Source organism: Thermococcus kodakarensis KOD1 (assembly GCF_000009965.1).
Taxonomy (GTDB): Archaea; Methanobacteriota_B; Thermococci; order Thermococcales; family Thermococcaceae; genus Thermococcus; species Thermococcus kodakarensis.
The window spans coordinates 191867-208852 of the sequence record NC_006624.1 but is presented as its reverse complement, the minus strand read 5'-3'; the positions used below and the strand labels follow the sequence as shown (position 1 = coordinate 208852).

Below are 16986 nucleotides of genomic sequence, written 5' to 3'. Positions count from 1 at the left end.
CTCCCACCTCAGTAGTCCAGTCTAACTGGAATCCCCCTCTCGGCCAGGAACCCCTTAAGCTGACCGACCGTGTATTCTCCGTAGTGGAATATCGAAGCGGCTAATGCCGCCTCCGCTCCAGCCTTGAAGGCCTCGTAGAAGTGCTCCGGCCTTCCGGCTCCCCCGGAGGCTATGACGGGTATATCAACGGCATTCGCCACCGCCCGCGTCAGCGGGATGTCGAAGCCCTCCTTCGTCCCGTCGGTGTCCATGCTCGTCAGGAGTATCTCTCCGGCCCCCAGCTCCTCCACCTTCCTGGCCCACTCAACCGCGTCGATTCCCCGCGGTTTCCTCCCTCCGTGGGTGTAGACCTCCCAGAAGGAGCCGTTCCACTTGGCGTCTATGGCAACCACGAGGTTCGCGCTCCCTACGAGCTCGGCTATCTCCCCCACCAGCTCGGGCCTCTCGACCGCTGCAGTGTTCACAAAGACCTTATCAGCTCCTCGCTTGATTATCTCCCCCGCTTCCTCGGCGCTCTTGATTCCGCCGCCAACGGTGAAGGGGACGTATATCTCCTCGGCGACCCTCTCAACGAGGTCTAAGAGGATCCCCCTCTTCTCGTGCGATGCCGTTATGTCAAGGAAGACTATCTCGTCTATCCCCTCGCTCTCGTACCTCCTTGCCAGCTCAACGGGATCGCCCGCATCCCGGATGTTCCTGAACTTTATCCCCTTGACCACCCTTCCCGCCCTTATGTCCAGGGCCGCTATTATCCTCTTCGCAAGCATTTGGCCACCTCCAGGAGGTCTTCCAGCTTAACAACTCCCTCATAAAGGGCCTTCCCCACAATAACCCCAGAAAAGCCCCTCTCGGCAAGCCTAACGATGTCCTCAGCGCTGGAAACTCCACCAGCGTATATGAACTCCTCGTCCCCCCAGAAGCGCCCTATCTCGTCAACTCCAGTCAGAGTACCGTCCCTTTCGATGGAAGTGTACACAAAGCGGTTCACGTAGTTCCTGAGGATCTCGAAGGCATCTCTCACTTTTATCGAGCCCTCCTCGACCCAGCCCTTCACCGCTATCCTTCCGTCTTTGACGTCCAGACTTACGGTTATCCCGCCGAACTCATCGGTGAGCCTTTCGAGGAAAGCCGTATCGAGGGCCTTCGTGCCGAGTATGACGTTCTCCACGCCGACCTCGTAAGCCCTCCCCACGGCTTCGTAGGTTCTGAAGCCTCCCCCGACCTGAACCCTCAGGCCGGTCTCCTCGATTATCCTCTCCACCACTTCGAGGTTCCTAGGCCGCCCCTCGAACGCCCCGTCGAGGTCAACGACGTGGATCTTGTCCACGAGCTCCGAAAAGCCCTGGGCGATCTTCACTGGATCTCCATAGACCTTAACGCTCTCCCTCCTCCCCCTGTAGAGCCTCACGGCCCTTCCTTTCATCAGGTCTATAGCAGGATAAACCTCCATCTCACAGCCTCCTGAAGTTCTCCAAAAGCCTCAGCCCGTTCCTCCCGCTCTTCTCGGGGTGGAACTGGACGGCGTAAACGTTGTCCCTGCAGACGGCCGAGGTGAAGACCACCTTGGCCCCCTTCGACTCGTAGTCCGTCACTCCCACCGTTACGTCCTCCTCGGGGAGAGCATAGTAGGAGTGGACGAAGTAGAAGTAGGCACCGTCCTTTATGCCCTCGAAGAGCGGGCACTCCTTCCTCTGCCACACCTGGTTCCAGCCGATGTGGGGCACCCTAACGCCCTGGAAGCGCACGACATTTCCCCTGAAGACCCCCAGACCAGGCTTTCCGGGGCTCTCCTCGCTCCCCTCGAAGAGAAGCTGGAGGCCGAGGCAGATACCCAGCAGGGGCTTTCCGTCGTTTATCGCATCGATTATAACTCCCCTGAGCGGTTCCAGCTTTTCCATCACCGCCCCGAAGTTCCCGACCCCCGGGAGGACTATCTTCTCGGCCCCCTCTATCGCGTAGGGGTCGCTCGTGATCACCCCTCCGAGGGCCTTCCTCACGTTGGCGAGGTTCCCTATCCCGAGGTCAACTACGGCTATCATTCCAGGACCCCCTTGGTGCTCTCCAGCCTTTCGCTCTCCGCTATAGCCTGGGCGAGGGCTATTCCTAGCCCTTTGAAGGCGGCCTCTATTATGTGGTGCGCGTTTACTCCCCCAAGCTGTTTGACGTGTATCGTTGCCCTGAGCGAGCGCGCCAGCCCCCAGAGGAACTCCCTGACGAGTGTTACGCTGAATCCCTCCTCTTCCTCCAGCGGGAAGAGCTCAAGGTTCAGGTAGGGCCTCCCAGAGATGTCAAGGGCAACCAGAATGAGCGCGTCGTCCATCGGCATTACAGCGCTCCCGAAGCGGGCGAACTTCCCTGGGAGCTTCTCCCTCAGCTCCAGCCCCAGGGTTATCCCCACGTCCTCCCAGAGGTGGTGCCTGAGGTCGTAGTTCGCTTTAACCCGGGCATTCCTTCCCATGTAGTGGAAGAGGGCCATCAGGAGGTGATTCAGGACTGGATCGCCCGTCTCTACGGTTCCCTCGACGTCAAGCTCAACCTCTATATCGGTCTCCTTCGTAGTCCTCCTCATGGCAGGGCCCTCCGGATAGATTCTTCAATCAGATAGTCCCAACCATTTCCGCCAGCGCTTGCGAGGCAAGGGCTGCTCTTCATCTCCTCACCTCCAGGCTCCTCCTGTGGGCTTCCATTCCCTCTATCTCAGCCAGCCTCATCCCGAGCCTTCTGTAGGCCAAAAACTCCTCCCTGCTCACCCTCGCGAGGGTTATGGGCTTCATGAAGTCCATCACCGTCAGAACCCCGCTGAACCTGGCCGCTCCTCCTGTTGGGAGGACGTGGTTAACGCCGAGGAAGTAGTCGGCTGCTGGGACGGGAGTGTAGGGGCCGAGGTAGATGGCTCCAGCGTTCTCGATGAGGTCAACGAGCTCCTCAGGGTTTTCGGTTATTATCTCAAGGTGCTCGGGGGCTATCTCGTTGGCCTTCTCGGCGCATTCCTCCAGGTTCCTGCATAGGAGAACCTCTATCCCCTCCCTTGAGCAGTAATCTGCGAGCTCCCTGGAGGTGGTCAGGAGCCATGCCTTACTGTCCTTCCCGTGCTCGAGCTGACTGAGGAGATCGGCGAGCACGTAATCCTTATCTGCACTCTCATCGGCTATCACGGCTATCTCAGAAGGCCCTGCGAGGCTGTCTATTCCAACAATGCCGAACACCTGCCTCTTGGCCTCGTTGACGAACCTGTTCCCGGGCCCGAATATCTTGTCAACCCTCCTCATGCCAACCCCGTAGGCCATCGCCGCTATTGCCCCCACCCCGCCGAGCTTGTAGACCTCCTCGATCCCGAGCAGTTTTGCCACGTAGAGAACGTAGGGGTTCACCTTCCCGTCTTTGGGCGGCGTCGTGACTGCTATCTCCCTGACCCCGGCTATTCTGGCTGGAATCCCGACCATCATGAGCGTCGACGGGAGCGGCTTTCCCCCGGGAACGTATATCCCTATCCTCCCTATCGGGCGATATATAAGGCCGTAGAGAGAGCCCCTCTTGATGTAGAGCTCTACATCCCTGAACTGCCTCGCGTGGTACTCCCAGAGGCGCTCCATCGTCTCCTCGATTACCCTCTTGTCCTCCTCTGGCACGAGTTCCTCTGCCTCCTCGAACTCCCCCTCCGAAACCCTGAACGGGCCCGAGTAGTTGTCGAACCTTTCCGAGTACTCCCTCAGGGCCTCAAGGCCCCTTCTCCTGATGTCCTCCAGGATTTCCCTAACGTATTCTTCAAGCCCCTTCATCCAAAACCCCCCTAAGCTTCATCACAAGCTCGTTTATCTCATCGAACAGAACCTTCTGCGCTATCCTGTTGACGAGAAGGAGCGCGGAAACGTCCATAACCTTGGCAACCTCGACGAGGCCGTTCTCCCTCAGCGTCTGGCCGGTCTCGACGATGTCAACTATGGCATCGGCTATCCCCGTCCTGACGGAGAGCTCAACGCTCCCGTGGAGCTTCATAACCTCAACGTCAACGCCAATCGAGTCGAAATAAGAGCTTGCTATCCGTGGGTATTTCGTGGCTATCCTGAAGCAGTCCATGTCCTCAGGATACCTTTTCCTCTCCCCGGGAACGGCCACGCTTATCCTGCACTTTCCGAAGGGCAGTTCCAGGGGAATGAAAACGTCGCTCCCCCTCTCCAAAACCACGTCGCTGCCAGCTATCCCCACCTCAACCCCGTGTTCGACGTAAACGGGAACGTCGAAGGCCCTCGCGAGGAGAACCCTACCATCGGCCGAAACAAGCTCCCTCCCGTTCGGGAGCTCCAGCTCAACTCCAGCTTTCCTCAGGAACTCTATGCTGGGCTTTAGGAGCCTTCCTTTCGGGAGAACGAACCTCATGGCCTCACCTCCACGGGAATGCCCATTTTCACGAGCTCCCTGGCCCTCCTGTAGACTTCCCCAGGCTCTCCCGTGAGCACCTGCCTCTTCCTTTCCCGCCCCCTGTAGAGCTTCAAGAGGGCTCCTAAGTCGAGGGCAAAGCCTATGGCCTTTTTATTCCCCACCAGGTACTCCCCGCCGCCGCCAAGGGGCTTCCCGAGCCTCGGAGAATAGACCTCAAAGATGACGTCTGTGTAGTAGGGGAGCGGCCTCACGGTCCCGAAGTCCAGGAAAACCCTCTCATCGCCGAGGAGCTCCGCTATCGCGTCGAGCTTTTCGACGCCCGACCTCTTCCCCCTGAAGTTGAAGAGTCTCCACAAAGCCCTTTTCCTGCCCGCGGATATCGGCAGGGATTCTATGATCCCGAAGTTTCTGGTTAAAAGGGCCCTCCTGACTTCTTCCCTGAAGGGTTCAATGCCCCTCGTTGCCTCCTCCCAGACCTTAACGCTCCCAACGTCTATGTAGAAGTCCTCGATTCCGAGTGATTCGAGGGCAGTTATCAGAACGCTCGGGACCTCAACGTACATATCCGGCTCTCTGCCGCCGATCAGCTCCACTCCAGCCTCCCAGACCCCGTGGATTTCTCCATCGAGAACCTCGCTTATGTAGTAGATCCTCGCTTCCCCGTTGTTGAAATCCCTTATTATCCTGGACGTGGCGTCTGGGCATATCACGTAAAACTCGTTGTTGTGGGCGAACTTCGTTCCCTTCCTTATTGACTCAGAGTACTCCTCTACTGCGGGAAACACTATTTCGCGGTAGTTCCAGAGGTCGAAGACCCCTCTGAGCCGGTTCCCAATCTCGGCTAGCCTCAAATAGTCCCGGAGTGTGTACCTCAAGAAGAACACCCCCCGAAAAAGTCTGCACTAACCTTTAGGCCAGGGACATCTTCAGAAGAGATGATGGCAGTAAGTCACCTTGAAAAGCAGTGATGCGCCCATAGATAAAACCCGGGATTTAATGCTTCTCTCTACCATGGTACTCACCGGGGCCGGGTGATGGTGAAAGTATATAAACCTGTCGCCAGGAAAGGCTGTCCACAAAAGCAAAAATCCAGGCGTTAGATTCTCTCCTCAAGCTCCTTCAAAACCTCCATCTGCTCCTGTGTTTCAACCGCTCCAGGTCTCTTTCTCCTGACTTCCATGAGGGCCTCGCGGAGAGAAAGACCCCTCGAGTACATGAGCCACGCAACCCCCACCGTTCCGCTCCTTCCCAGGCCGCCCATGCAGTGGATTAGAACTTTCTTGCCTTCTCTAACTCGCTCTTCGATCCACCGGAGGATTTCGAGGAGCTGCTCAACGCTTGGAGCCGTGAAGTCTGGAATGGGGCCGTGAAGGACTTCTACGCCTCTCTTTTCCCACTCGTCGAGGGAATAGGGGAGCTCGTAATCTTCAACGAGGACAACCACTGCGTCAAAGTCTCTAGCCACTTCGTCGAGCTCCCTCTCCGCCGGCATCCGCGAAAATGCCACTCTCCCATCAATGAACTTCGCGGAGGGCCACATCCTCTCACCTCCCGAGGACTTCTCTGATTATCTTAGCAGCTGCGAAGGCCGTTACGTTGCTCACGTCATAGCGCGGGTTGAGCTCTACCACGTCGAAGGCCACAACCTCGGCGTCAATGCTTTTTATGAGCTCAATGAGCTCCCTCGTGCTGAGGCCTCCAGGCTCCGGGTTTCCAACGCCGGGGGCAAACGCCGGGTCGAGGACGTCGAGGTCGAAGGAGAGGTAGGCCCTCTCGAAGGGAACCTCCACCTCGGCCCCCTTCCACACTTCCGAGGCGGAGTAAATCAGTATGCCTTCTCTCTCAGCGAAGTCAAGCTGTTCAGGAGTTGGGGCCCTTATCCCCACCTGAACAACGTTTTCGCCCCTAACCCAGCCCTCCTCCACGAGGCGCCTCACGGGGCAGGCGTGGGAGTAGGGGTCGCCCTCATAATGGGGATAGAGGTCGGGGTGGGCGTCGAAGTATATCAGCCCAAACTCTTTCCCGCTCGCCTCCCTGAGGGCCCTGAAGGTGGCGTAGGTTATGGAGTGGTCGCCGCCGAGGAAGAGAAACCTCTCACCACTGTAGTTCTCCCCCACGAGCTTCCTCACCCTCTCAAGAACCTCCGCGAAGGATTTCCCCTCCACGTCGCCAAGGTCTCTGTACCGCCATCTCTCCGCAAGGTTGACGAGATTCTCTGTGTAGCTGTTGTATAGCTCGCTTGATGTTGCCTCCCTTATGGCCTTTGGGCCGTCCCTCGCGCCCTTTCTGTAGGAGGAAGAGCCGTCCCAGCGGATTCCAAGGAGCAGGAGGTTCGGGTTTTTGGATTCTGGAATTCCGAAGAGCATTCACCACACCCTCGTCCCGACCGGTACCTCTTCCGGAACCGGCAGGAGGTAGACCTTACCGTCCTCGGTTTCCGCAACTATGAGCATCCCCTGACTCTCAACACCGCTCAACTTTTTCGGCTTGAGGTTGAGGACGAAAACGAACTTCTTACCCTCGAGCTCCTCCGGGGAGTACTGGTCGGCTATGCCCGTTATTACCGTCCTCTCCTCGCCCCCAAAGTCCACATCGAGCTTTATGAGCTTCCTCGTACGCTTCAGCTTCTCGGCCCTCTTAACCAGCCCGACGCGGAGGTCGAACTTCCAGAACTCATCAACGTCGTAGAGCTCCATGGGAACCACCGAAAAAAGTTGGAGTGGGGGTATTTTAGGGTTGCCCCTCCCAGAGGAGGAGCTCCTCTCCCCTGCTCTCACCGATTAGCGTCCCGTCTCCATCAAAGACCCATGCACCGCCGGGCGGAAAGCTGTTCACGATGAAAGTCTTAACCCCTAGGAGTCCGACGCGCTCCGACATGGCCGCGATGTCCTCTTCGTTTGGTTCTCCGTATTCGGGCGAATACTCCATGGGCACGAAGAGAAAATCTGGCCTTTTCCTCCTCACCCACTTGGCTATGCGCCTGTTGTAGAGGTCGCCGCAGATGATAATGGCAACCTTCCCGAACTCCGTTCTGGCAGTCCTAACCGTGTTGCCCGTGCAGAACTTGTAAGGTTCCTGGAACTTGCGGTGCTTGAGGAGGACTTCGCCGTTCCGCCCGATGAGTAAGGCGGAATTGTAAACGCAGTTCTTGTATGGCTCAAGCAGGCCAAAGACGACGTAGACGTTGTTTTTCCTCGCCAGCTCGCTCACCCTTGCGGTTATCTCGTCGTAGAGCTCTGCACCGCTGAAGTCCCATTCCCTGAAGCCAGTCAGACAGTACTCGGGAAAAACGATGAAGTCGGGTCTGTGCTCTAAGGCCTCATTAAAGCGCCTTTTGAACTCCCTCCAGTTGGCCCCGAAGTTTCCGTCCTCAACCTGCATCGGGATTAGTGCTACCCTCATTCTTCACCCTCCTGATGAGTGAAAGCGCGCCCAGAACCGCTACCAAAGTGAAAAGCCTGACATCCCACTTTTCGGCTTTTTTCATGACGAGGTACACCACAACAAGGCCAAAGAGGTAGGAAATCACCATAGAGAGCTTCCTGTGCCCTCTCCTCTCGACAACGTAGAGGATGGCAAGATAAACGACCACCAGGCCAAAGTAGAGGTATCCGATGAAGTAGGCAGGAACAAAGGCGAGGATTATCATGATTACCACGAGGAGGGTGAGGATTCCACTGTTGAAGCTGTTCTTTCCCATTATGACCACACAATTACTACCGCCCACAAAAACCTTAAAACTTTTATCTTTAAAAACGGTTAGCTAAACGGGAGGACTTCAAATGAAGAGGTATTCCTTCGGCTTTGAGACAGTTCCAGTCGCTCTGGTGGATGACCTGCTCATCGGGAGCGTCCACGACGGAAGGAACTATAAAATCCTGCTGGCCAGAGTTATGGGCGAAGAAATCCTCGAAACTCACTTCTTGAGTGGAAAAAACGACTGGGAGGGGCATTCGATAGCGAGGATAGAGGGAGGCTACATGATAGGGGGTGCCGCCGAGGGGAAAGCAACGTCCGACGGCGGTGTTGGGTGGAAGGCCTACGTTGCGAGGCTCGATGAGGATTTAAACGTCCTCTGGGAGAGGAAGATTGAGATAAGGGGCAACGAGGCTACCTACTCCATCCTTCCCGCGGGGGATTCAATTTTCATAGCCGGCGACACGGGACGGCCCAGGAACATGGGCTTTTTCTCTGGAAAGTTCTCGATGGAGGGCGAGCTGGAGTGGCTGAAGGACTTTGGCAACTGGGAGGAGGTTGTCACGGCATCCCTTCTCTCCAGAGAAAGGCCGAGGCTCATCGGGAGCGTTAAAGAGGAGCGCTGGAAAGTCGTCGCCTTTGACTTTGATTCCGACGGGAACTTTCTGGATAGGGCAACAATAACGGAAGAAGGAATAGCGCTCACCGCTGCCCTCTGGAACGACAAACTTATCCTCGCCGGCTACAAGGAAAATGACCTCTGGGTCTGGAGCAAGGAGTGGGAAGTAACCCTTCCAAACGGCGCCGCCACCTCACCCCTTCCGCTTGGAGATGGCCTTCTCGTCGGAGGAGAGGTCGAAGGAACGGCCTCCGTTATGGAGCTCAGCCCAAACGGGGAAGTCCTCTGGAAAAAGTCCCTCTGGGAGCGCGGCTGGGTGGAGGTTCTGGGCAAAGACCTCGCTGCGGGTGTGAAAGAGGAGGACGGGAAGACTGTTATGATGGTTGAATCGATAGGCGAATGGTGAAAACAAAGTTGCATGCTTTAAAACGTTTGGAGGGATTAAGTATGGATTTAATCAAGAAGTTTAAGCTCCTGATGGCCCTGATGAGCACTGGCTTCCTCGGTAACTTGCTCGTCATCTACTTCCTCTCCAAGGGGTTCAGCTACGCCCAGATAGGCCTTGAGACCTCGGTGATGGTTCTTGGTGGCTTTCTCTTCGAGGTTCCAACTGGGGTCGTCGGCGACAAAATAAGCAGGAAGCTGAGCGTCCTCCTCGGCTTTACCATCCATGCATTTGGAAGTGTTGTTCTCCTCTTCCTTCACAACTTCCCCATGCTTCTCCTATATGCGCTCATATCCGCCCTGGGCGCCTCCTTCGTCAGTGGAAGCTTTGAGGCGTGGCTCTTCGACGACCTGAAGCACATAGGGAGGGAGAGGGAATACAGAAAGGTTATGCGCGAAGCTAAAAGCATAACGATTCCTCTCTCTGCGACAACCCTCGTTGTGGGGGCTTTTCTGGCGCAGTTCTACGGCTTCACCCTGCCCATCGTCCTGGGCCTCATAGTTGAGCTTTTGGCGGTAGTCCTCATCCTCTCGATCCCGGAGTACGAGTTCAAGAAAACGGAGAGAAATTACCTAGGTCACACTCTCTCTTCACTAAGGGAGCTCTTCCAGCCGAGGCTCTTCTGGCTGGTTTTGCTATCTATAATCGTTGGCATGCAAACCAATCAGTTCAGGAAGTTCTTCGAGCCCTACCTTGGAGGGGTACTGGCCAAAAGCCTCGGGACAACACTCATGGGCACTTTAGGACTTCTCGGTGTCGTCGAGGTCACAGTCAGGACGGTTCCAAGGCTCATCGGCGTCCGCCTCCGCGACTCCTGGAGCAGGAAAGCCTACTCCCTCGCCCCAGTTCTCCTCCCACTGTTAACGGTTCTCTCCGTGGTTTACACCAACCCTCTCTGGATAGTCGCCCTTGGAATAGCCCTCACCATCATAACGGCGGCTTTCGGCTTCAACCTGAACGTGGAGTTCCAGCACAGGATACCGAGCGAGAAGAGGGCAACCATCCTTTCCCTCGACAGGATGCTCGCCGGATTGGTGATGGCGGTTTTCTATGCCGTCTACGGCTTTGCTGTGGACAAGCTGGGTCTGTCTGGGGCCAGACTGATGTTCGCAATAGCTCTGCTGGTGCTCGGTGCCGGCTTCAAGGCTGGAGAAGTTCTGGGATTCCTGGGAGAGCATCTAAAGCTGCACCACCTGGAGGAAAGCGGAGACTAGCTCACATCTTTTCCCCGTTCAACATCGAAAGCCAGACACAAACTCATACATCTAGAAAGCCTTCTGAAGTGGCCAACTATTGGGCGATCGATACCATTAACTCCCGTGATGGCTGCAAAGTCTCAACTCACAACCTCTCAACAACCATCAAAAACGCCTCCCGTAGATCGCCGTGGCTCTCCGCCCGGCCAACGGTAACGCCCTTGACTATTTTCACCCCCTTCCATCTTGCGAATTCCCTTATTCTCTTCCTCAGGTCGTTAATGTCGAAGTCCCCAACGATGACGCGCCCTCCTTCTTCGAGCACTTCGAGGGCCCTCTCAAGAAACGGCTCCGGCTCAAAGTCGTGCAGAACGTACGAGAACACGACGGAGTCGAACTTTTCATCAAGGCCCATTTCCAAAAAGTTTCCCTGAACGAACTTGGCATTTTTCGTAACTCTATCCCCCAAGCGGTTGCAGAACTCGATTACCTCCTCTTTCCTATCAACGCCAACGACCATCTCAACCCCGTTTTTTAAGGCCATCTTGAACGTTAGAACTCCAGTCCCGCAGCCGACGTCGAGAACCTTCCCCTTAACTTCATCGGTTATCATCTCCATGAGCCTCTTTCTGATCTCCAGCTCTTCTCTATAGGAGGGATATCTGGCTAGTAAGCTGCCGACGAGCCAGTAGAAATCTTCCTCGCCCCCTCCCGATTCCCGAAACGTTCTGAGGGCCTCTTCATAGTAGAGCTTTAGAATGTTCATCTTGAACCACCTAGTAAGCTGAAATCAGTGTCAAACTAACGCCCCTTCTCCACCGTTCCATCCCACATCTCCAAAATAACTTTGCATGAAAACTTTTTAAAAACTCTTTTGCGTTGTAACCGTGGGGATGGCTATGAGGCCCATCATCCTTAAGGGGGAGAAAGTCGCCTTAGGTGTGATTATCAAGGAGGACGTTCAGAAAATATGGGAATGGAATAACGACAGAGAGGTCGCCAAAAGTCTCGCCGATCCATCCGATGTTTCAACGCTTGAAGAGTGGATGAGGTGGTACGAGAATCTGACGGCTAAAAAGCTAACCAAGAGGGCCTTTGCAGTACTTAATGATGATGGCGAACTTGTTGGGACAGTTATCTTGAGCGGGATAGACCTCAGGAACGGAACGGCAGAGATAGGTTATTTCATCGGAAAAGAACACTGGGGGAAAGGCTACGCGAGTGAGGCCGTAAAGCTGGCCTTGAGATTTTGCTTTCAATACATGAACCTGCGCAAGGTCTTTGCGAGAACCTATGAGAACAACGCCGCCTCAATAAAGGTTCTTGAGAAGAACGGATTCAAGCTGACGGGAAAATTAAGGAAACATGCGTGGACGCCGGAGGGGTACGTTGATGTATTGTTCTATGACATAATGAGGGAAGAGTGGCAGGCCTTGGCTGAAGCGATGGGAAATACGTGGACGAGCTGTTTTACGAGTTAATTCGAGAAGAGTGGAAGAGAAGCCCAAAGCTCTAAAACCTGAAGCGGGATAAGTCCTATCAGGTGAACCACAATGGAACCCATCATCCGCGAGGCTAAACCCGAGGATAAACCCTTCATCGAGGAGATAGCGCGCCTTACTTGGGGCGGGGAGGATTACCTTGCGCGCGTTTTCGACGAGTGGGTCAGAGACGGGAACTTCTACGTCCTTGAGCTCGAAGGAAAGGTAATCGGGACGGCGAAGCTCACCCTCCTGCCCAAGAGAGTCGGCTGGATGGAAGGGTTAAGGGTACACCCTGACTACCGCGGCAGGGGCTTTGGAAGAATGCTCCACAACTTCATAGTCTCAAAAGGAAAGGAGCTGGCAGAGGAAGGCAAGATAGACGCCCTTGAGTTCGCGACCTACTTCCTCAACAGGGAGAGCATAGCAATGGCCAAGAAGAATGGATTCAAGATTGTGAAGCGCTACTACATTATGGGGAAAGCTGTAGAAGAAATTAAACCTTCAAAGCCATCCGACAGCACAATAGCCTCTTTAGAAGAGCTTGAATACGAGAAATATATTCCTGTAGGATGGAAGTTCGTTCATAAAGTCCCGGAAGCTTTAGAATGGCTCAAAGAGAAAGCTATTATCAAAGAATGCAATGGAGCCAAGTTCATGATGCCCAAAGACTCTGAGAGTGCTTTTGTACCGTTTCGCCTTTCAAAGTCATATGTAGAACAACTACTCCCCTGCATGGCACAAGAAGCTTTGAACGCGAATCAAAAATACATTGAAATTATGGTGCCCGAAGAAAGGAAGGAATTGCTTGAACCCCTAAAAGAGCTTGGCTTTGAGGTCTGGGATAACCCCAAAGAGCCCAATGTACTGGTGTTCAGGAGGCGCTTTGAATAAAAGTTACACAAAGATAATGGCCTAATTCACTCCCTCCATTTCATGTTTTTTGCTACCAGTGCAAAGAAAGCAAGTGTGTATATTGCTGCCCCGGTTGCATAGAGTGAAGCACTGGAGTTTGATAGTCCAAAGACAATCCTCATAAGTTCAGCGATGTATGTCGTTGGAATCAATAAAGCCAGCTTTTGGAATATGGCCGGTAATCTGCTCAGTGGATAATAAACGGGAGGAATTAAAACCAAAGTCATTGAGAGCAAGCTTGATAGCGCATCAACGTGGACAACATTTTTGATGTTTGTCGATATCGTGAAAGCCAGCAGAGAGGATAAAAGCCATGAAAATATTATAATTCCAACTACAAAAGCCAAATTCGAGAATGTTAAAACCCCCAAATAAGCTAAGACTCCCATGAAGATTAACAGCGATGGCAAAGCACCCAAAAGCCGTGAAAGAGCCAAGCCAAGCATGTATTCTACAGGGCTCACGGGGGAGGCAACAAAAATATCCTGAAAGCCTATAAACTTGAGTAAGACCACTAATCGGGACAGGCTTATACTCGTTGATACTGTCAAAGCAACCAGAGCACCGACCAAAGCGTATAATGCTAAATCCTTTCCACCAAAGATGAACAGGATCAAAACCATTGCTATCGGCGTTAAAATTTGTGGAACAATCCAGAGGGGGCTTCTTAAAAGTCCCGTAATGTTTAGATAGGCTATTGAAATTATAGCTCTAGCTTTCATTCCGCTCTCCCTCCAAAAAAGCTATAAAAACATCTTCCAAATCCGTTGGCTGAATTGAATAGGAGTTTAATTTTCGCAAAATTTCATGTATTTCATCAAATTCGTTGAAGTATAGAATTTTCTTGTCCCCAAACTTTATGGCCCCTTTAATCTGCACATCGTCTGTGAAAATTAGCTTGTGCTTGTAAGTCTCCCCTTTTAGTTCCTCAGGATTCCCCTTGGCTATTATTCGTCCTCTGTTGATTATTGCAACTGTTTTGGCCAGACTTTCTGCTTCTAAACCGACGTTCGTTGTCACAAAGAAGAATGTTTCTTCCCTAAGCTCTGAAATCAGCCTCCAAGTTTCACGCTTTGAGAGTGGATCCAATCCTAAAGTGGGTTCATCGAGGAAGATGAGCTCAGCACTTGTTGCAACTGTCAAAGCTAAGAGAACTCTCCTCTTTAGTCCTCCAGACAGGCTGAGACATGGTTTATCTTTATATTCCCACAGATTAAGTTCTTTTAAAACACTCTCCGTCCTCCTCTTTGCCTCGGAAAAGCTTTCTCCCCTTGAAACCAAGTACCAATAGACCATTTCCCATGGCGTGGCTTCGTTTAGGGGTCTTGCCTCTTGGGGTAGAATTGCTATCCTTTTTCTAATTTCATTAGCTTCTTTGATGACGTCAAAACCTAAAACATAAGCTTTTCCACTTGTCGGCTTCAGCTGTGTGGAGAGTATCCTGACCAAAGTCGTCTTTCCAGCACCATTGGGACCCATCAAGCAGAATATGTTGTCCTTTTCCAAAACCTCTAGGTTAACTCGATTAAGAGCAACGGTCGAATCATAGCGGTGAAACAGGTTCTCAAGAACTATCAACAGAAACACCTCCCCCAAACTAACCCTGATTCAGAGAAGTATTGAGCGTAATTTCCATAGCTGAGTGGAAAGGGCTAAATGGCATGTTTTAATAATACTAACCTGCAGTTATAACTCTTTCTGAGAACCATAAGTGAGATGCAGGTATGAGAATCAAACCCCTTCGAAACGGAAACATAGATGCAAGCATGCATCGAGATAGCGAAAGGCCTTCCGGAGTGGTTCATCGAACGCGACCTTAGGAAGGAGGAGACTTACCTGACTGCTGAAAACGGAAACGTTCTAGGCTCCATAACGGTAAAGCCCACCAACGAGAAGGCCCTCGAAATCCTCTGGATGGCCGTAAAGAGGGAACACCGGAGGAAGATATTGGCTCCACCCTCCTGAAGTTCGTCGAGAGCCTGGCAAGAGAGTGGGGCTTTGAAGTCCTCGTCGCCAAGACTTCTGGCGACCTCCCTACCGGCCCTACGATGAGACGAGGCGGTTTTACGAGAAGAAAGGCTTCGTGAGTGTTGCCCTCATAGACCCTTACCCCGAGTGGGGCGAGGAGGCCCTTGAGTGGGTGAGAAGGAAGGCCGAGGTTTACGAGATAGCCGGCTTCAAGTTCCTGGTTGAGAAAGGAAGGGCCACGTTCACGCCGCTCTCCTTCGGGCTTGGTTGTATAAAGGCAATGCTTCCAGCTATGGCGTGGGTCGCGAAGGATAGGGACGAAGCCTTTGACCTCATGCTCCCTGCGAGCATGAGGGAAGTTTTACCCGGCCTCAAGCGGCTCGGTCTGTCCCTATGGGACGAGACCGACGAGCCGAACGTGCTGGTGTTCAGAAAAGACCTTACTTAGTCTCTTTCTTTTCTAAAAATCATCCCTTTCCAGTCAACCTCAACGAAAAATTCCTCCGTGAGAGCATCCACAACCTCTTCTGGTAGGCCTTCCTTCTTCAAAGCCTTTCTAAAGGCCCTCCTTCCCCTGCGGACAATCCTAACTAACCCCGCAATTTGGAATAGAGACCTTGGAATATGTAAAAAGAGAAGCTTAAGGAGAGAGCTGACTAAGCTCACTCCTCCTTCTCCTCCTCTTCCTCGATCTCTATTTCCCTGACCTTCTTGTGGCCGAGGGGGATGTTAACGCTCACGTTGCCGCCCTTGCTTGCCATCATGTTTGCGAAGGTCTCAGTCAGGGTCTTGACGACGTTTATGCTGGCCATGTACTCCTTCGTCAGCTCAAGAGCAGCCTCCTTGTCCATTCCCGCCTCGACGAGGTTCTTGTAGAAATCGGCGACGCTCTTCCCCATTGCCGCCATCTTCTCAGGGTTATATAGCTCCTTGAGGAGCTCCTTTATAGGCTCTATTATGTCCTCCATTATGGGACCGATCTTGTCCATCAGAATTGCTGCTTTCTCGATGTCCTTGTCGCCCTCGACGGCCTCTATGAGGTCTTCGAGCATCTCCACCTTCCTTTGGAGGGCTTCGAGCTCCTCCGGTGTCTTGGCGTTCCTCATCTCCTCAACGATCTCGTCAATCAACCTCTCAATCTTCTCCGCGTTCACCATACCAATCACCTCAATAATCATTAGCGTGCTCAAACCTAATCGGCATTCCGATCAGCTCTAACCACTTCCTGACCACATCGCGGGAGAGGGTATATATCCTGCCTCTGTTGTCCTCGGAGGACACCTCTCTAACGACGCCCAGCTCCTCCAGCTCCTCAAGCTTTGCCCTGACTGTGTTCCGCGAGGCCTTTCCACGCCTCCCCTTGAGCTCCCGCGCTATTTGGCTCACGTTTGCCCTCCTCAGGTCGAAGAGAATCTTCACAATCTCCCTCGCTATCGGGTCATGCTTTATCTCTGGAATAACAACGTCTATGCTAAGCCCGCCGTATTCCGCGTAGAGGTTGAGGAGCCGGAGGTAGGACTGGGCCATCTGGGAGACTATCTCGAAGCTCTTCCTCAGCGTTTCAAGGGCCTCCCTGAGCTCCTGGACTTCCCTGGCTAGGTCTTCGTCGGGCATGTTCGTTAGTTGGGTGCTCAACCATTTAGGGGTTGTGGTCAGGGGTGAGCAGGTTGGAGTGCTTTTCCACCGCCACCACCCAGACGTACCTGTTCACCCTCTCGGCCTCCCAATATACCCCCAGCCTTTCAAAAATCGCCCCCAAGTGGTCGAGGGTCGCGAAGTACTCTTCCAGAACCTCTTCCAGTATGCCGTCCTCCTCGCCTATGCGCCTTTTCTCGTCTTCCGACTCAAACATGACGTCGGCTATGATTAGGATCCCTCCCGGTCTCAGCACGCGGAGCATTTCCCTTATCGCTTCCCCCTTCTCCTCGTCAGGAACGTGGTGGAAGGCGTAGGTGCTCACCACTGTATCCGCGCTCCCCTCCGGAAGAGGGATTTCGAGAAAGTGGCCGTCAATGGGCTCAAAGCCCCACTTCTCGCGAAAAGCCTTCCGCATCCCCTCCGAGGGCTCGACGCCGATGTAGCGCTCACAGCGGAGGAAGCGGAGGATGTTGCCCGTGCCACAGCCCACATCAACGACCACTCCCTTAGCCCTCTCCGCGACAAGCCGAAGGACTCTCTCATAATCGCTGTGTATCCAGCCGTCGCTCATAACGTCCTCGTCATAGCTCTCCGCCCACGAGTCAAAGTCCCACCTTTCTTCCATCCATGGCACCATCGTTACTCCCG

At 53.6% G+C, this 16986-nt stretch carries 25 protein-coding genes; 6 read left to right on the top strand and 19 right to left on the bottom strand.

Annotation, left to right across the window (positions count from 1 at the left end; genetic code table 11):
* Window positions 1-8: 8 nt before the first annotated feature.
* The 12 genes from hisF to TK_RS01165 form a co-directional block, all read right to left on the bottom strand.
* Window positions 9-767, bottom strand: coding sequence for an imidazole glycerol phosphate synthase subunit HisF (gene hisF, locus TK_RS01220; protein ID WP_011249203.1), 759 nt, complete (start codon window positions 765-767; stop codon window positions 9-11).
* A complete protein-coding gene (gene hisA / locus TK_RS01215) occupies window positions 749-1450 on the bottom strand; it encodes a 1-(5-phosphoribosyl)-5-((5-phosphoribosylamino)methylideneamino)imidazole-4-carboxamide isomerase (protein WP_011249202.1) in 702 nt (233 codons plus the stop codon). Before hisA ends, hisF begins: the two co-directional genes overlap by 19 nt.
* Window position 1451: 1 nt before the next feature.
* The gene (gene hisH / locus TK_RS01210; RefSeq protein WP_011249201.1) at window positions 1452-2039 is read right to left on the bottom strand and encodes an imidazole glycerol phosphate synthase subunit HisH; all 588 of its coding nucleotides are present in this window, start codon (window positions 2037-2039) and stop codon (window positions 1452-1454) included.
* A complete protein-coding gene (gene hisB / locus TK_RS01205) occupies window positions 2036-2569 on the bottom strand; it encodes an imidazoleglycerol-phosphate dehydratase HisB (RefSeq protein ID WP_011249200.1) in 534 nt (177 codons plus the stop codon). The genes hisH and hisB overlap by 4 nt, the downstream gene beginning before the upstream one ends.
* A 79-nt stretch (window positions 2570-2648) precedes the next feature.
* On the bottom strand, window positions 2649-3779 hold the full coding sequence (hisD, locus tag TK_RS01200) for a histidinol dehydrogenase (RefSeq protein WP_011249199.1): 1131 nt from the start codon (window positions 3777-3779) through the stop codon (window positions 2649-2651).
* Window positions 3766-4377 carry an ATP phosphoribosyltransferase gene (hisG, locus tag TK_RS01195; RefSeq protein ID WP_011249198.1) on the bottom strand — a complete coding sequence of 204 codons (612 nt, stop codon included), beginning with the start codon at window positions 4375-4377 and terminating at the stop codon, window positions 3766-3768. Before hisG ends, hisD begins: the two co-directional genes overlap by 14 nt.
* Window positions 4374-5255: an ATP phosphoribosyltransferase regulatory subunit gene (locus TK_RS01190; RefSeq protein WP_011249197.1), complete on the bottom strand. Its 882-nt coding sequence runs from the start codon at window positions 5253-5255 to the stop codon at window positions 4374-4376. The genes hisG and TK_RS01190 overlap by 4 nt, the downstream gene beginning before the upstream one ends.
* A 221-nt stretch (window positions 5256-5476) precedes the next feature.
* Complete coding sequence (locus TK_RS01185) at window positions 5477-5920, bottom strand: protein-tyrosine phosphatase family protein (protein WP_011249196.1); 444 nt, start codon at window positions 5918-5920, stop codon at window positions 5477-5479.
* A 4-nt stretch (window positions 5921-5924) separates the two neighbouring features.
* Entirely contained in the window at window positions 5925-6746 is an 822-nt protein-coding gene (gene speB, locus TK_RS01180) for an agmatinase (protein ID WP_011249195.1), read from the bottom strand.
* On the bottom strand, window positions 6747-7076 hold the full coding sequence (gene metG / locus TK_RS01175; RefSeq protein WP_011249194.1) for a methionine--tRNA ligase subunit beta: 330 nt from the start codon (window positions 7074-7076) through the stop codon (window positions 6747-6749).
* 34 nt (window positions 7077-7110) lie between these two features.
* Complete coding sequence (locus TK_RS01170) at window positions 7111-7782, bottom strand: carbon-nitrogen hydrolase family protein (RefSeq protein ID WP_011249193.1); 672 nt, start codon at window positions 7780-7782, stop codon at window positions 7111-7113.
* Window positions 7751-8089 (bottom strand): hypothetical protein, encoded by a 339-nt coding sequence (locus TK_RS01165; protein ID WP_011249192.1) that lies wholly within the window; start codon window positions 8087-8089, stop codon window positions 7751-7753. Before TK_RS01165 ends, TK_RS01170 begins: the two co-directional genes overlap by 32 nt.
* A 73-nt stretch (window positions 8090-8162) precedes the next feature.
* On the opposite strand from TK_RS01165, the gene TK_RS01160 reads away from it, so the two are divergent.
* The gene (locus tag TK_RS01160) at window positions 8163-9101 is read left to right on the top strand and encodes a hypothetical protein (RefSeq protein WP_011249191.1); all 939 of its coding nucleotides are present in this window, start codon (window positions 8163-8165) and stop codon (window positions 9099-9101) included.
* 41 nt (window positions 9102-9142) lie between these two features.
* On the top strand, window positions 9143-10354 hold the full coding sequence (locus TK_RS01155) for an MFS transporter (RefSeq protein ID WP_011249190.1): 1212 nt from the start codon (window positions 9143-9145) through the stop codon (window positions 10352-10354).
* A 127-nt stretch (window positions 10355-10481) separates the two neighbouring features.
* Here the strand turns inward: TK_RS01155 and TK_RS01150 are convergent, their stop codons facing one another.
* Entirely contained in the window at window positions 10482-11102 is a 621-nt protein-coding gene (locus tag TK_RS01150) for a class I SAM-dependent methyltransferase (RefSeq protein WP_011249189.1), read from the bottom strand.
* 127 nt (window positions 11103-11229) lie between these two features.
* Here TK_RS01150 and TK_RS01145 point away from each other — a divergent pair, with 127 nt between their 5' ends.
* Both TK_RS01145 and TK_RS01140 read left to right on the top strand, forming a co-directional pair.
* On the top strand, window positions 11230-11817 hold the full coding sequence (locus tag TK_RS01145) for a GNAT family N-acetyltransferase (RefSeq protein WP_232500630.1): 588 nt from the start codon (window positions 11230-11232) through the stop codon (window positions 11815-11817).
* Window positions 11818-11889: 72 nt separating this feature from the next.
* A complete protein-coding gene (locus TK_RS01140) occupies window positions 11890-12711 on the top strand; it encodes a GNAT family N-acetyltransferase (RefSeq protein ID WP_011249187.1) in 822 nt (273 codons plus the stop codon).
* A gap of 26 nt (window positions 12712-12737) precedes the next feature.
* Here TK_RS01140 and TK_RS01135 read toward each other — a convergent pair whose 3' ends face one another.
* Both TK_RS01135 and TK_RS01130 read right to left on the bottom strand, forming a co-directional pair.
* The gene (locus tag TK_RS01135; RefSeq protein ID WP_011249186.1) at window positions 12738-13454 is read right to left on the bottom strand and encodes an ABC transporter permease; all 717 of its coding nucleotides are present in this window, start codon (window positions 13452-13454) and stop codon (window positions 12738-12740) included.
* Entirely contained in the window at window positions 13444-14310 is an 867-nt protein-coding gene (locus tag TK_RS01130; protein WP_048053639.1) for an ABC transporter ATP-binding protein, read from the bottom strand. The genes TK_RS01135 and TK_RS01130 overlap by 11 nt, the downstream gene beginning before the upstream one ends.
* A 180-nt stretch (window positions 14311-14490) precedes the next feature.
* Between TK_RS01130 and TK_RS12135 the strand changes: the two genes are divergently transcribed.
* Together TK_RS12135 and TK_RS12130 are read left to right on the top strand one after the other, a co-directional pair.
* A complete protein-coding gene (locus TK_RS12135; protein WP_011249184.1) occupies window positions 14491-14697 on the top strand; it encodes a GNAT family N-acetyltransferase in 207 nt (68 codons plus the stop codon).
* Window positions 14698-14815: 118 nt separating this feature from the next.
* Complete coding sequence (locus TK_RS12130; protein WP_011249183.1) at window positions 14816-15148, top strand: hypothetical protein; 333 nt, start codon at window positions 14816-14818, stop codon at window positions 15146-15148.
* Here TK_RS12130 and TK_RS01115 read toward each other — a convergent pair.
* From TK_RS01115 to TK_RS01100, 4 genes are read right to left on the bottom strand one after another with little or no spacing between them, the layout of a single operon-like run.
* Window positions 15145-15366 (bottom strand): hypothetical protein, encoded by a 222-nt coding sequence (locus TK_RS01115; RefSeq protein WP_011249182.1) that lies wholly within the window; start codon window positions 15364-15366, stop codon window positions 15145-15147. The genes TK_RS12130 and TK_RS01115 overlap by 4 nt on opposite strands.
* Entirely contained in the window at window positions 15363-15857 is a 495-nt protein-coding gene (locus tag TK_RS01110) for a hypothetical protein (RefSeq protein WP_011249181.1), read from the bottom strand. Before TK_RS01110 ends, TK_RS01115 begins: the two co-directional genes overlap by 4 nt.
* Window positions 15858-15867: 10 nt before the next feature.
* Entirely contained in the window at window positions 15868-16314 is a 447-nt protein-coding gene (locus TK_RS01105; RefSeq protein WP_011249180.1) for an ArsR family transcriptional regulator, read from the bottom strand.
* A 25-nt stretch (window positions 16315-16339) separates the two neighbouring features.
* The gene (locus TK_RS01100) at window positions 16340-16963 is read right to left on the bottom strand and encodes a class I SAM-dependent methyltransferase (RefSeq protein ID WP_011249179.1); all 624 of its coding nucleotides are present in this window, start codon (window positions 16961-16963) and stop codon (window positions 16340-16342) included.
* Window positions 16964-16986: the final 23 nt, after the last annotated feature.

What these genes read in the sequence shown, in the direction of transcription:
- TK_RS01100 (WP_011249179.1), bottom strand. Translation starts at nt 16,963, where the DNA reads ATGGAAGAAAGGTGGGACTTTGACTCGTGGGCGGAGAGCTATGACGAG.
- TK_RS01140 (WP_011249187.1), top strand. Translation starts at nt 11,890, where the DNA reads ATGGAACCCATCATCCGCGAGGCTAAACCCGAGGATAAACCCTTCATC.
- hisA (WP_011249202.1), bottom strand. Translation starts at nt 1,450, where the DNA reads ATGGAGGTTTATCCTGCTATAGACCTGATGAAAGGAAGGGCCGTGAGG.
- TK_RS01160 (WP_011249191.1), top strand. Translation starts at nt 8,163, where the DNA reads ATGAAGAGGTATTCCTTCGGCTTTGAGACAGTTCCAGTCGCTCTGGTG.
- metG (WP_011249194.1), bottom strand. Translation starts at nt 7,076, where the DNA reads ATGGAGCTCTACGACGTTGATGAGTTCTGGAAGTTCGACCTCCGCGTC.
- TK_RS01170 (WP_011249193.1), bottom strand. Translation starts at nt 7,782, where the DNA reads ATGAGGGTAGCACTAATCCCGATGCAGGTTGAGGACGGAAACTTCGGG.
- hisD (WP_011249199.1), bottom strand. Translation starts at nt 3,779, where the DNA reads ATGAAGGGGCTTGAAGAATACGTTAGGGAAATCCTGGAGGACATCAGG.
- TK_RS01110 (WP_011249181.1), bottom strand. Translation starts at nt 15,857, where the DNA reads ATGGTGAACGCGGAGAAGATTGAGAGGTTGATTGACGAGATCGTTGAG.
- hisH (WP_011249201.1), bottom strand. Translation starts at nt 2,039, where the DNA reads ATGATAGCCGTAGTTGACCTCGGGATAGGGAACCTCGCCAACGTGAGG.
- TK_RS01185 (WP_011249196.1), bottom strand. Translation starts at nt 5,920, where the DNA reads ATGTGGCCCTCCGCGAAGTTCATTGATGGGAGAGTGGCATTTTCGCGG.
- TK_RS01150 (WP_011249189.1), bottom strand. Translation starts at nt 11,102, where the DNA reads ATGAACATTCTAAAGCTCTACTATGAAGAGGCCCTCAGAACGTTTCGG.
- hisG (WP_011249198.1), bottom strand. Translation starts at nt 4,377, where the DNA reads ATGAGGTTCGTTCTCCCGAAAGGAAGGCTCCTAAAGCCCAGCATAGAG.
- TK_RS01105 (WP_011249180.1), bottom strand. Translation starts at nt 16,314, where the DNA reads ATGCCCGACGAAGACCTAGCCAGGGAAGTCCAGGAGCTCAGGGAGGCC.
- TK_RS01145 (WP_232500630.1), top strand. Translation starts at nt 11,230, where the DNA reads ATGGCTATGAGGCCCATCATCCTTAAGGGGGAGAAAGTCGCCTTAGGT.
- TK_RS12135 (WP_011249184.1), top strand. Translation starts at nt 14,491, where the DNA reads ATGCAAGCATGCATCGAGATAGCGAAAGGCCTTCCGGAGTGGTTCATC.
- TK_RS01135 (WP_011249186.1), bottom strand. Translation starts at nt 13,454, where the DNA reads ATGAAAGCTAGAGCTATAATTTCAATAGCCTATCTAAACATTACGGGA.
- TK_RS01155 (WP_011249190.1), top strand. Translation starts at nt 9,143, where the DNA reads ATGGATTTAATCAAGAAGTTTAAGCTCCTGATGGCCCTGATGAGCACT.
- speB (WP_011249195.1), bottom strand. Translation starts at nt 6,746, where the DNA reads ATGCTCTTCGGAATTCCAGAATCCAAAAACCCGAACCTCCTGCTCCTT.
- hisF (WP_011249203.1), bottom strand. Translation starts at nt 767, where the DNA reads ATGCTTGCGAAGAGGATAATAGCGGCCCTGGACATAAGGGCGGGAAGG.
- hisB (WP_011249200.1), bottom strand. Translation starts at nt 2,569, where the DNA reads ATGAGGAGGACTACGAAGGAGACCGATATAGAGGTTGAGCTTGACGTC.